The sequence below is a fragment of the Flavobacterium sp. NRK F7 genome, assembly GCF_024054195.1.
Taxonomy (GTDB): domain Bacteria; phylum Bacteroidota; class Bacteroidia; order Flavobacteriales; family Flavobacteriaceae; genus Flavobacterium.
The window spans coordinates 1-15085 of the sequence record NZ_JAMXLB010000018.1; the positions used below are offsets into that span (position 1 = coordinate 1).

A 15085-nucleotide genomic window follows, 5' to 3' on the forward strand; every position below is an offset into this window, starting at 1 on the left:
CCTTAGGTAGTTTAATAGATGTAACCTCGTTTTCATCTAATACAGTTCATAGCAAAGCCTATACATTACCTATTAGTAGTGGAATTTACTATGTAGTAGTAAGAACACCTGGAAATGTGCAAACAAAAAAATTAATTATCAATTAACAAACATGAAATTTTTGAAAGGATATCTCTTTTTATTTTTAATAAGCTCGTTTATCAGTTTTTCTCAAGTAGATACAATTTATAGGGCTCCAAATGTTTATGCAAAAGGAAAAGTAAGTAAAAATAAAATTTTATTGAAATGGAGTGTAGACAATCCCGTTTTATGGAAAAAATCATTGAATACGGGATATAAGTTAGAAAGAACTACAGTTTTAAGGGATGGCAATCCTATAATGAAAGACGAGGTCGTTACATTAGAAGAAAAGCTTCTACCTTTACCTTTACCAGAATGGGAAGCATTAGCACAACAAGACAGTCTAGTATTAGTAGTAGCTCAAGCAATTTATGGAGATGATTTTCAAGTTGAAAGAAATGATAATTCATTAAATAGTATGATGCTATTAAATGATGAAAATAACCAGCGCTTTGCTTTTTCAATGATGACTGCAGAGCAATCCTTTTTAGCAACAAAAGCTGCAGGTTGGGGTTATGAAGACAAAACAGCTCAAGCAAATGAAAAATATGTTTATACCATAACATTATTAGGGGTTGATGGTAATTTGCATGCATCCGTTTACATTGGTTTACAAGATAAAGAAGATGCTACACCACCTTTAGCCCCAGAAGCTATATTTGGGAATAAAACGGTAATGATTGTATGGGATTTTGCATCACAACAAAATTTATATTCGTCTTATCATTTAGAAAGATCTGTTGATAATAGTAATTTCAAAAGATTAAATGATTATCCAATTTTTTCATGGGAAAGTAATAGTAAAATTATTTCCTATACTGACCATTTAGAAGATAATAACACCACCTATTATTATCGTATACTAGGAGTTGATACTTTTGGAGAAACAAGCTTACCTTCAACTACTATTTCTGGGAAGGGTATTAATTTATTAGAATATACACCACAAATTGTTGCAAAAGGTGTAATAGCTGAAAACAAGGTTTCCATTGAATGGACATTTCCTGAGGAAGGCGAATTTAAGATTTCAGGATTTAATGTTTTGCAAGGTGAAACTGAAAACGGACAGTTTCAATTGGTGAAACAAAACCTTCAATCAAATACTAGAAAAGACCTAGTTGAAACGAAATTAAAGCCCTCTAATTATTTTAAAATTCAGGCTGTTGCCAAAGAAGGAGGTTCCAGAGAGTCTTTTCCAGTATTAATTCAACCTATCGACTCTATACCACCAGTTGCTCCGATTGATTTAGAAGGGGAAATAGATTCATTAGGAGTTGTAAATTTAAAGTGGAAACAGAATATAGAGTCTGATTTAAAAGGTTATAAAGTTTTTAGAGGATACGATCCAAAAGAAGAGTTTGTTCAAATAACTAAGGCGATTTGGTTACAAAACACTTACAGGGATTCTATTAATTCAAAAAGTTTAAATAAAAAAGTATATTATAAAGTTATAGCAATTGATCAACGATATAATGAATCTAATTTTTCGAAAATAGTTGAAATAAAGAAAATAGATATTATTCCTCCATCCTCTCCTGTTATTAAAAATTATTCTTTTGAAGAAAATAAAATTACACTGGATTTTATACCGAGTAGTTCCGATGATGTAATGAAGCATTTCGTTTATAGAAGAACTGAAAACGAAGAAGATTGGCAATTAATACAAGAAATTGAAGGTAAAAAAACAACTCGTTTTACAGATACAAATGTAAAACCTAAAACAGAATATTATTATACCATCACTGCTGTAGATGATTCAGAAAATGAAAGTGATCCTGCGGAACCATTAATCGCATCACCGTTACTGCAAATTGTAAAACCAGCGATTAAATCTTTTGATTATATAGTAGATAGAAATAATAGAGTCATAGAGCTGTATTGGTCCTCAAAGGAGAAAGATATTTACGAATATCAATTGTACAAAAAAAGTAAAGAGGGTAGTTATATTCTTTATAAAATTATAGAACCAAGAAAAGAAAAAATGAATTTCATAGACAGCAATATTAATCCGGGTAATGTTTACAATTATTCGATAAGGGCAGTTTTCAAAGATGGTTCTTTAAGTGCTTTCAAAGAAATAAAAGTAACATATTAATACAATAGGTACTAATGAGAGAAAAGAAATACCAATTGAGCATTCTATTCCTATTGTTACTTTGTATAGGGTGTTTACAAGAAGAATTATTAGTAGCAAAAGCCGATTTTGTTTTTGAAGAAACCATAACTAGCTCTGGGAAAATAGCTATTATATCGAATCTTTCAACAGGTGGCGAAACTTTTGAATGGACTTTCGAAAATGGAAATCCATCTTCTTCCTCTGAGTTTAATCCAGGGCAAATAAGTTTTACCACTCCAGGAACTCATATCCTAAAACTAAAAGTTTCTAATAGAGATGGATCTGTTTCTGAAATAGAAAAAAATATTACTGTAGATGCTAACACAGTTACCGATTTTAATTACAACATACTAATTAATAATTATGCTCCAGTAGAAGTACAAATTAGTAATATTTCCCAAAATATTGCAACTTATGATTGGCAGTTTTCAAATGGTACTCCTGCAAATTCAACAGATGTCAATCCTTCCAATGTAATTTTTAATACACCAGGACAACAAACCATTACTTTAAATACCATTAGTACTACAGGTCAGATTGGACAAAAAGAGGTTACTTTTGAAGTATTACCAGAACTAGATGTAGATTTCGATTTTTACGTTTTACCTATAGACGAAGACAATCATGCTCCTGTTAAAGTATTTATTACGAATACTACCATAAGTGCAACTTCTTATTCCTGGGAAGTTATTGGAGCGAATCCTGAAACTTCTACCCTAATAAACCCTAGTTTTATTCTGAATTCTGAAGGAAATTATCAAATAAAACTAACCGCTACAAATGGAAAACAAACAGCTTCTTTAATAAAAGACATTACTATTTTAAGCTATACTAATTTGAGCATTCAAAATGATATCTTACTTGGAATTAATACTGCTCAAAATACTATAGGAAGTTATTATTCTACAGTACAAAAGCAAGTTTATAGAAGTAACGAAATAGACGGAACCAATGGAAATACAATCGACATAGTATACTTTGGATTATCCAGTACTTTCTCTTCGAATCTATTTATTTCACCATTAGTTGCCACAAATTATGGATTGATTAGCATCCCGAATGCTAATGATACAAATTATATCAATAAACAAGAAAACTGTACTTGTCCAACCATTTCTGAAAGTCAATTTAATTCGATTACCAATGATACTTTTTTGCAAACCATTACGGTAACCAATGAGGAAAGTTCTTTTAATAGTACTTTGAGTCCAAGAATTATTCCCTTTGAAACTTCAGATGGAAGAAAAGGACTAATAAAAGTGAAATCATTTATTAATGATGGAACAAATTCCTATGTAATTGTTGATATTAAAGTTCAAAAACGCCTATAATTCATCTATCAGCCGTGAATAACGTAAAAAATATATTTTTAATTTTAGCTATTGTAATTAGTGCAGGGTTCGTTAAAACACACGCACAAACGATAGATTTGGGTTCCTTTCAAGGACAACCTTTTAAAATAGGAGGAGGAATTGCTGCAAACACCACATATTTTAATTCGAATCGAAATGCACGTGAACCTTTTGTCTATAATTTTACTGGAAATGTAAATCTATCTTTGTATTCCTTTTCAATGCCAATATCCTATAATTTTACCAATTTAGGAGGACAACTCGATTACCAAATTCCATTTAATTTCAACCGATTAAGTGTTAGCCCTAAATACAAATGGATAACAGCACACTTAGGTGATGTAAGTATGACTTTCTCTCCTTATACTTTAGCCGGACATCAATTTAGCGGTGTTGGAGTAGAATTGAATCCTAATTCTCCATTAAAATTTTCAGCCATGTATGGACGTTTTTTAAAGGCTGTCGAAGATGACGGTAATCCTAATACGTTGCCTGCTTTTAAAAGAATAGGTTATGGTAGTAAATTAGAATATGTAAAAGACAACTATAAGATTGGGTTAATTGGTTTTTATGCCAAAGATTTAATCAATTCATTACAAGTGGTACCTGATGCTAAAGGAATAACTCCAAAAGAAAATCTAGTAATAGGTATTTCAGCTGAAGCAAAATTAACACCAGACTTTCGTTTGTATACCGATATTTCAAATTCTTCTTTAACCCAAGATACAAGAGCCGAAAATACAGAGGAAAGTCAAGGAATTTCAGGGTTGTTTTTTAATAATAAAACCAGTACCCAGAATTTTAATGCTTATAAAATTGGATTTGATTATAAAATTCAAAAAACCACATTAGGAAGTAGTTTTGAACGTGTCGACCCCAATTATCAAACGTTAGGTGCTTATTTTTTCGCAAATGATTTACAAAATATTATGGTCAATGTATCCCGACCTTTTTTCAGTGATAAATTAATGTTGCAAATGAATCTTGGGGTTCAAAAAGACAATTTAGATAATAAAAAAGTAACTACAACGAATCGACTAGTGGGAACCTTAAATGCTTCTGCTCGTTTTTCAGAAAAATTAATTTCCAATATTAGTATCACCAATCAAACGACTACAACGAATGCTAACCCGGATCAATTTACTCAAATTAATCAAGTCAATCCCGAATTAAATAATGTGGATCAAATTAATTACCGTCAATTGTCTAGAAGTGCTAATTTGAACACCAATTATAATTTTGATGCAACTACAAAAAACAAAAAAAGTATAGTTGTAAATTATTCTTTTAATCAAGTTGCCAATGAACAAGGAGGAATTATACGAGTTGGACAATTATCGTCTTTTCACAATGTAAGCACTGCCTATTCACATTTGTTATTACAATCAAAATGGGGGTTTAATTCTTCTTTAAATTTTACTCACAGTACTATTGGGGTTGATCAAACATCGACTTATGGAACCGTTTTAGGAGTGAATAAAAAGTTTTTTAAAGATAAGTTGATAAGCCAGTTGAGTACAGCGATTAACCAAAGTAATAGTGCCAATTTTACCAGTCAAAACCTTAATTTCAGATTTACTACGAGCTATAAATTATTGGATCAGCATAATTTTAACTTGTCTGCCTCTCAGATATTTAGTCAATCTTCTGGAACTAATCCTAGACCAAATATTAATGAATTAACAATTACCTTTGGTTACAATTATAATTTTGGAGGCAAAAAGAAAAAAGATAAAGAGAGTCAAAATGCAAATTTAAAAGAGAAAAACACTTTAAGTGTGAAAATCAATGATGAAACCATCGAAAGCGACACGAATAAGGTAAAAAAAGAAGTGAATGCATTAGTGAACAGTGTTACAATTACACATTCCGATTCTATTAAAAATGATTTAGAAGATGATAAAAATAAAATTGTTCTTTTACTTGAAGAATACGATACCATTTCAGATAAGAAAACTTTAAAAACTAAAGAAAAAGTTATAAAAGAAGAAATCAAAGAATTAAATGAGAAAGTAAATGCTTCAATCACTTTTGAGCAAGAATATGAAAGTATTGTCAATCACGCAATTGAACAGGTGTTATTCAATACTAGACAAACCAATTTGTTTAGTAAAAATTATTTTATTCAAAAATATGCATTGGAACTTCCCAATTCGTCTCGTTCTAAAGAAGAACAATTAAAACAAGTTGAAGAAGCCATTGTAACTCAAAATATAGCCATCGATAAAAAAGATGCCTTTGCTTTATCACATTTAAATTTAGTATTCTTTTTGAGTAATAATGATTCCGTTGAAACGGTAAAAGAAAAATTACAACCTATAATTAGCGAGGAAAAAGAAGCAGTATATAAACAATGGTTTGCCAAAGAAAAAGAAAATAAAATGGTAGACCAATTAGAATTAAAATTTGTTGAAGGTTATATTTCAAATTATATTAAGAAATTTCAGATTAGATGATACAGACAATTAGAAATAGGAAAAAATTAGGATTACTATGTCTTTTTATGGTAATCTTTATGACTCAGTGGAGTTGGAGCCAAATTTACCCAGTACAAGTAAATAGTAATGTACTTCCACCTTATTTGTCATCCGTATCAAAGTATAGTACGACAACCGATCAAAAATACCTTGTGAACATTTTTACAAGTGATTTAAGTGTTGTTAATCGACAAGTTAAACTGAAATTATATATACAAGGAAACGGAATTAATGCGCAATCTACACCAGTCGTTGTAGGTGCTACTCCTTTATTTATTAATGGAGGAGAAAGTGTACAATTAAACAATATTGATTTAGCTCCTTATTTTGAATTGCAAAATTTACAAGGAATTAATCCGTTGCAATATAGTGGTGTTTTACCACAAGGGAATTATAATTTTTGTATTGAAGTATATGACTTTGTTACCAACCAACCCATTTCACAAAAATCATGTACGTTTTTTTACTTTATCTATAATGAGCCCCCTTTATTAAATTTACCTGTCAATCATGATGTCATTCATTTTCAGGATCCACAAAACATCATATTTACCTGGACACCAAGACATATAAATGCGACGAATATTGAATATGAGTTTACGCTTATTGAACTTTTAGACAATCAAGCTCCTTCAAATTATGCATTTATAGTGGGTGCTCCTGTTTGGCAAGAAACCATAAACAATACGATTTTAAATTATAATTTTAATTTCCCTCAATTAACTGCTGGAAAAAAATATGCTTGGCGTGTGAAAGCGGTGAGTCAACCTGGTTTTGGAGAAGACGCAGTATTTAATAATAATGGGTATAGTGAAATTTACGATTTCATTTATGCAGGAAATTGTAATGCTCCAGAATTTGTAATAGCGCAATCTACTTCTGCTAGACAAGCTAAAATTATGTGGCAAAGCAATTTTAATCATTTGAGTTATGTCGTACAATATAGAAAAATAGGAACACAAGAATGGTTTAATGCGCCTGTTTCCAATGGAGAAGCTACTTTACACGATTTAGAGCCTAGTGCTACCTATGAATTTCAAGTAGGTGGTACCTGTTTAGGTGGTTTAACTACTTTTTCAGCGATTACTCAATTTACACAACCCGATCAAAATGTAGCTGTGATTAATTGTGGTATTGCACCAGCCATAGATTTAACCAATGTTACTTTATACGATCAAGAGCTTGCTCAAGATATGGTTTTTATGGCTTCTGATTTTGCAGTGCATATTAATGACATACAAGGTATAGGAACTTACACAGGTACAGGTTGGACGAGATTACCGTATTTAAGTAATATAAAAGTCGCTGTTGAGTTTACCAATATTAAATTAAATTCCGAATTACAATTAGTTGATGGTGAAGTAAAAGCGCAGTACGATCCTACTTGGGGTAACATTGTAAGTGTGAATGATGTAATTGATGTAATTGACGATGCATTAGATTACTTACAAGAGTCTAATGATGTGCATGTACATGAAGTGGATTTTGTAATTGGTGATGTAAGTAATATACAAGTTAGTAACGGACAAATACTTATTACCAATCCAGAAACGGGAATTGTAGGTGCTATTTTCGATTTTGACCAAGGAGAAAACACGACCATTCAAGATAGTAATGGGACTATTTATTCGGTTGATCCTAATGGAAACGTAAGCTTACAAGGTCAAGGAATTGGAATACCAAACAACAGCAATACTGAAAACTTAAATAGTCAAGGTCAAGTTACTGCCCTTTCTAATGTGGGTGCAAAAGTAATTTTCAGTCGCAATTCACAAAGTGTAGCTTTTGATGATACTAGTGCTTCTTATACAACAGCTCCAGCTAAATTGGCACAAGAATACAAAACCATAAAAGACGGTTCAGGAAATGATTACCCTTTTTACTACAAAGGAGTGATAAATAATGAAGATGGAAAAGTAAGTTATGACTATGTAACCGCGCAAATTACCATTACCGATACACTTATTAAAGCTAAAGATATTGTTTTCAATAGTAACGGTATCAAAGTAACAGCTATAGATAGTGTTACAGTAGGTAATGTAACGACTAAAACTTTAAAAATACCTGCCTTTACTACTGTTGGAGAAGACCAATTATTAGCCTTGGTAAAAACCGATTCATTAAAACAAAAAGTAGTTGGTGCGATGACGGTTGTTCCTATAAAAAATACTGGAACCGTAAATATAAGTTTGGTACCAGTAAATGGAGCAACTATAACCAGTACAGAAATAGAAGAAATTAAAAGTCTGTATCGTGGTGCAGGTGTGGAGTTAAACATAACACTTTTACCAGCACATACCGATGCTATTACTACGTTAGAGTGCGGTACAAGTGGTTTTCTAGCCAATTATACGAGCGAACAAAATGCTTTTATCGATCGTTTTAAAGCGACAACTAGCATCGATAGTCAGCAATATTATGTGTTCCTTACGAAAGATATTGCGCCTTCCAGACTACTTTCTGGTTTTATGCCTTTGCACAGGCAATTCGGGTTTATCTTCACAGGGCAAAACGGAAGCGGAGAAATCAAACAAACGAGCGGTTCAGGTTTAGCAACAGTTATAGCGCATGAAGTAGGTCATGGTGTTTTCGAATTAAGACATCCTTGGGAAACATACGATTACAATTCAGAAACCTATGCAACCAATTGGTTAATGGATTATGCAAGTGGCAGCAAATTACCGTATAGACATTGGCAACAAATCAGTCACCCCAAAACCAAATTGTATTTGTTTCAGAGTGATAGTAGTGGGGAGTTTAACGATAAATATGCTCTTACTCCGAATTATAAATTTATTTTTGTTGAAGGTACTAGAACACTAAATCTAAAAAAAGTAAATGAATGCCCATTTGGAACTTTACCTGGATTTATTTTAAATTATGGTACAGAAACTGAAAAAAGATATTCTTGGAATTCAATTGTAGAAAAATATGAAAATGACGATGTGCCAAATGATTTTTATGAGTTATCCTCAATTAAAGATAGATTAGATGCCACAGTTGAGTTTAAAGTTTTTTACAATTTGAATTTAGGTTGTAGAGGAGGATCTTCCATAGTTTTTAAATATAATGAAGCGAATTCTATTTGGAATTCTAATGATAAAGCTAATGCATTATTTTTATTAATTAATTCAAATATTGCTAAGGGTAAAAGGATTGCTTGTAAAGCTAATGCTGAAGAATCTGAAACTCAAAAGAAAGAATGGAAAATTATACCTGTTGATTGTTCAGCGTTAAATATTAGTGCTTTAGATAGTAAGATAAACGCTATAACATTAGCAGTATTTGATACAAATAAAGGGTTAAGTGAGATTGAAACCGTTCTTGAAGCAAATATTTCTTCATGTGTTCTAGAGAAGCTTCCATATGATACTAGAGTAAAACTATTAGAAAGATTTATAGTTGATGATATAAGTGATGATTCTTTATGGGAGATTAATAATGATTATTATGGTGGTCACGATTATTTCTTTATCAAAGATGTTATCTTAACTGTTCCAAAAGAAAAGAGAAAAGATTTACTTTTAAAAATAAAACAAGAAGGTTTTAAGTGGATAAAAACTTTATATGTAAAAAGTAAATCTTTTTTAGGATTTGATAATGATGTGAATATGACCCAAACATCGGAAATATTCTTAACATTAAGTGAATGGGTAATTGAAAATTATGATCAATTAGGTATTCAGCCAACCGTAAAACAAGCTTTTATATTTAATGGACAACCTGCTATTTCCTCATATTATCCAGGAAAACAGGCTTATGTTTTAGGAAAAGACAATTTTGACATAACTCTTGAAACAAGTTATAATACTGAAGTCAATATCATTAAAACTGATTTGGGATTTTTAGATTCAGGAAAAGTGAGGTTTTATAACAAGTATAGAGTTACAGATCTATCACCAAGAATTTACGATGCAAATAATCCACCACCACCAAGTAGTTATTACAGTTATTTTGAATACGATGAAAATTTTAATCCTTATGAACCAATAACTATTATTTGTGGAATTGAAAATCAATTTGGTTTAGAAACTAAAAAAGAAATTATTGTTCCTGCATTAGCTGCACTTGCTTATCAAGCAGTAATTAATGAAAAAGGTAAGCAAGAAAACTTGAGGCAGTTTGGAAATGCGGTAATGATAACCACAGGTGTTTTAGCGGCTCCTTTTTCAGGAGGAACATCTTTGGCAGCTGTTGCCGCAACCATATCTACAGTTGGTATTGCGGTAGGGTCAATAGATGCATATATGACTTCAGTAGCAAGTGCAGATGTGAATTTTAAAAACAGTAGTTTTTATAAATCTTGGGATACTACTTATACTGCATTTAGTATTATAGATGGAGGAGCTGGAGTAGCTAATTTGGCTAATACGGGATATAACCTTTTTAAACTTTCTAATTTAGCTAAGAGTTATAATACTTTTGATAATCTTGCTGTAACTGCAACTGGATTTAATAATACAGTTTTTTCACAAAGGTTAAATAGTTTAAGAAATGCTCTTACAACAGGTATAGTTGATGTGAATTATTTAAAAAGAGCTACAACATTTAGCAATTATATTTCAAGAATAAACAGAGTTTTCAAAAAAACAATTGTTGCTTCTGCTTTGTTAATTAATTTGAGTGGTAATGCAAGTGAGCCCTTTTTAAGTATTTCAAATAATGCTAATCGAATTGAAGCTGTAATTAACGTTGCTAATAAATTAGAACAGATTACGCCTACAGAAATAGCCGTTATAACATCAAAAGCAGACGATATTGCAAATGCATTGAGAGCGGAATCTACCATTGCAATTAAAGCAAATCCAAATGCTTTAGCAGTTGATGGTAAATTAGCTGTAATAGAAGCAGGTCAATATAATATTATTGCAACACAAATTAACAATCAATTAATTGCAACAGTTGTAAAATTAACTCCACAAGGAGAACAATTTTATCAATACACACAAGATATTGATAATGAAAACACAAATCCAAATAAATGTAATTTTTGTCCAAACAAAATTGGAAACACAAAGAACAGTCAACTATGCCAAAAGCTAGAACAACTTGGTGCAAACACACAAAATACACAAGGAGTTCAAAAATTATGTGATCAAGGGGTAAACCTAGCGATATTAGATAAAGTTTTAAGTTATTCTATTCCAAAACAAAAACTTTTTGTAACTGATTTTGAAGAAATATCTGTGGCAGGAATGGAAATCCTAAAAGACAAAGTATATTTAATAGATTATTGGAAAGATAATGGAGATTATTTTAAGACGGTTAAACCTTATCATGACGGATTACATAAACCATGGTCACCAAGCGCATCAATAATGAGACAAATGGGTAATAGAGAGAAAGAATTAGTAGATGCACTTGATCATGAAATTCATCCATTAATTCATAATCAAAACATTTTAAATACAAATATTAAGCCCGAAAATGATGGCAGCTTAGATGCAAAAATTATAGCTTCAGGTAATATTCAAGGAGGAAATGTTATTACAGCTTATAACAGAAAACAGTTTAATAATATTTTATTAGAATCTTCTGATATTGCTTATAATAATTTTATTAATGATGCATTACACCCATTTTTAAAAACACATTTAGAATACATGGATTTTATCAGAAAAGACTGTTCAAATGGCAATACAGGTAAATTATATATAAAACTATATAATGGAAAAATTAGCTTAGGCAAACTTAGAAATGCTCAGAGACCAGGAATACATGCTGAAGTGTTAGTTTTGAATGAACTGCTAAAAGGGAAAACAATTACATCTATACAAGACATTCAAGCTTTAGGTATTAAGATTATAGTAAAATGGAATTCATCCAATAATGTTTATGAGCATATGTCCACTTGCCCACATTGTTTTTATATAACACAAGGAGTAAACTTTATTAATAATAAGTAACGTGGAAAACTTTTATATACAAGAAGAAAAAGAGAATTTTAATGAGTTTGATCACCCTTCATTAAAGATACATAATGGTTTTTTATTTACAGGAGTTTATGAATCTTTGAATCAAAACGCCTATTCTAGAATAACTTTTGTTAAAGGAGTTATGCATGGTGTTTATTTGTATTTCAACAATAACGGATGTTCTGTTAATATAAAATTATTTGATAAAACTAGATTTAACGTTCAATATAATTATAATTATCCCAATATTGATGACAATAATAATTATTTACTTTGTTATGATTTTATTTCATTAAGTAGAAAGTATAATGTTTTAGGTCAAAAAGAAGAAACTTTTGGAGAAAATAATTTATTTAAAAGAGAAGAACTAAATTACGATGATTTAATAAAAAAAAATATAGATATAATTGAAAAATATAATTCTTACATTGAAGAAGGTGAGCATATGGATTATGACACTTTTGTATACTGTCATGGTGATATAGAAAGATACGCTAAAGTTTTTAGTGCCTATCTCATCCAAAAAGACATGAAAGAATATTTAGGGGAAACGTTTCCCGATACTTTTATGGAAAAGTTTGTTTGGCAAGAAGAGCAAATACCATTCATTTCACAAGAAGACAATTTGTCATTAGAAATAAGATATTTAGGAGGTGTTAGTGTTGGCTTTCACGATATTTCTCAAAAGGCTGTAGCAACGATAACTGTTTTTGATGTAGAAAAGCAAGAAATAGTAGATGTTGTAACGCATTCAGAAGAAGATGTTACTATGCACATTCCAGACCTTTTTGCTTTTAATGAGATAAAATGGGTTTTAAAGGCTTATGATAAACTCACTATAAAACCACAATTGCTGTTTTGTGATGGGCATGGTTTAGAACATCCTAGAAATATGGGATTGGCTACATTTTTAGGAATTCAATTAAATTTACCAACCATTGGAGTAGCTAAAAAACGCTTGGTTGGATATTATGATAAAGAGACTCTAGGAAAAGAAAAAGGAGATAGTACAACACTATTATATGATTCAAAAGTAGTAGGTAAAGCACTTAGAACGCAGATTTCTGAAAATCCTGTATATGTTTCTGCAGGAAATAAAATTTCTTTAGAGACGAGCATAGAATGGGTTAAAAAAATGACAGTAGATTCAAGAGTGCCATTTGTTTTAGAAAATGCCATCCAAAAAACAAGAGAGCTTTTACCAGAACAATTTAGGATTGATTTTTTAAACGATGAACCCAATAATAACGGAATAATTATATAATATTAGCTATAGATATTTATTATTTTGAAGATAAGGCAAAAACAGTAGGGGTGTTATTCGAGTGGGATGATGCTGAGCCACGTGAAATAATAAGCCTCAACTCCGCAAAGTCTCCCGACTTTGAAATTTAATAAAAACAGATTTTAATTAATTTGTTATTATAAAAGAATCTTAATTTGTAGAATATTTAACTCGAAAGCGGAGATCTATAATCCTTGCCTAAGCCCCTCAAATTCTCATAGATTTACGCTGTTGATGAGCCTTTTTCCATAACGTATTCATATATACGGTGTTTTCTTCAAGTTCGATTAGTTTACTATCAATCATAGTCCTTCTCAAGTAGGATGCATTTTTGTGGCAAAATTGTTTTACTCTTTTAATTTGCCACAATTTTGTGGCAAAAAAAATTTAAATTTAAAAATTGCCACAGTTTTGTGTCAAAATAAAAAACCTACTTAAAATTGCCACAAGTTTTGTAGAGCCTTTACACAATATTGAAAACGAAATAGTTACTTTTGCGTCATCTATTTTTTAAAATGAAAGTATAATCGTGAGAAACCAATATTCTTTTAAGCTATGTTTAGAAATTTAATTAACAACTATGTATTGGCATTAGTAGCATTGTTTTGTTCTCTTACAGGTAACAGTCAAACTGCAAAGTATTTGGTAGTTTCTAAACTTGCAAAAGTTATGAATGGTTCTCCAAATCCTAATGGGGTTTTTGATACTACTTATGGTTATCAAATTGGATCCACCTATAATTTTCCTTTTTCTGGGTCTTATGTTGATGGTCCAACAGTTATATTTAGAAATGAACATAACATCAACTTAAGTCAGTTTCCTTTAAGTTTTAATTTATTTGGTTACGGATATTCATCCTGTCTACCTCAAAATCCAGATTATCTATTTACATATCCTACACAAAGTTTTAGTAATACGTGTAATGTTGATTCTCCAAAGAGAGTAGATGTGGTAAGTTTATATCTTGAACAACCCACAAATAATACAATCGGAAATTGTGATGTTCTTAGTATTTCTAGACCTTACGTTCCTGTTAATACAGGTGAGTCTAATATTTATGCAACTACTTATCAAGTGAGAAAACAAGGGCAAACCACTTGGTTAGGTATTTCAAATTCAAATTCGAATAGTGTAACACTGTCTTCTAATTTTGCAAACAATCCGAATTTAAACACATATCAAGGTTCTTTAGATGTTAGGTTTGGAGTTATGGTTCCCAATGGTTTTGGTGGTTTCGATTGGTTTTATTCTAATATAATTACATATAATGTTGTTCAATGTCCTCCTAAAATCGTTGGTGGTCCAGTTTTAACTCATAATTCTTGCTTTCAAAGTAATAATGGAACAGCCACTTTTACTTTTGATAGAGATTTAAATAGCGGAGAATATTTTAATATGACTTTATATAAATATGTAAATGGTTCTCAAGTTGTTTATGATAGCCAACAAATACTCCAAAGTCAATTCGTCAACCAACAATTTGTATGGAGTAATTTAGGTGGAGGGACTTATATTTTTCGATATCAAACGATAAGCAATGGGGGTAGCCAAATAAGTAGTGTTTTTTCAAGTAATCCATTCACTATAAACGAACCTTCAAAAGTAACTTTTACGACTTCTCAACAAAATATAATTTGCAAAGGATCTTCCACGGGAAGTATAACGGTTACGGCTTTAGGCGGTAGTGGTTCTTATTTGTACAGTAAAGACAATGGAACTACTTGGCAAACTACAAATCTATTTTCAGGTTTAGCAGCAGCAAGCTATGATATTCTTGTAAAAGACAGTAATGATTGTTTGGCACCCGATGGTTCCCAAAC

At 30.9% G+C, this 15085-nt stretch carries 7 protein-coding genes; all 7 read left to right on the forward strand.

Going from position 1 to position 15085, the window contains the following annotated elements:
- Positions 1–14 precede the first annotated feature (14 nt).
- Positions 15–146, forward strand: a complete 132-nt coding sequence (locus NHF47_RS17335) for a T9SS type A sorting domain-containing protein (RefSeq protein ID WP_366926832.1) — start codon at positions 15–17, stop codon at positions 144–146.
- Between the two features lie 5 nt (positions 147–151).
- Complete coding sequence (locus tag NHF47_RS17110; RefSeq protein WP_252766130.1) at positions 152–2215, forward strand: hypothetical protein; 2064 nt, start codon at positions 152–154, stop codon at positions 2213–2215.
- Between the two features lie 14 nt (positions 2216–2229).
- The gene (locus NHF47_RS17115) at positions 2230–3567 is read left to right on the forward strand and encodes a PKD domain-containing protein (protein ID WP_252766131.1); all 1338 of its coding nucleotides are present in this window, start codon (positions 2230–2232) and stop codon (positions 3565–3567) included.
- A 14-nt stretch (positions 3568–3581) separates the two neighbouring features.
- Positions 3582–6044 carry a hypothetical protein gene (locus tag NHF47_RS17120; protein WP_252766132.1) on the forward strand — a complete coding sequence of 821 codons (2463 nt, stop codon included), beginning with the start codon at positions 3582–3584 and terminating at the stop codon, positions 6042–6044.
- Positions 6041–11971, forward strand: a complete 5931-nt coding sequence (locus tag NHF47_RS17125; protein ID WP_252766133.1) for a fibronectin type III domain-containing protein — start codon at positions 6041–6043, stop codon at positions 11969–11971. Before NHF47_RS17120 ends, NHF47_RS17125 begins: the two co-directional genes overlap by 4 nt.
- Before the next feature lies 1 nt (position 11972).
- Entirely contained in the window at positions 11973–13244 is a 1272-nt protein-coding gene (locus tag NHF47_RS17290) for an endonuclease V (RefSeq protein WP_252766134.1), read from the forward strand.
- A 576-nt stretch (positions 13245–13820) separates the two neighbouring features.
- On the forward strand, positions 13821–15085 hold a 1265-nt coding region (locus NHF47_RS17135), incomplete at its 3' end, for a SprB repeat-containing protein (RefSeq protein ID WP_252766135.1).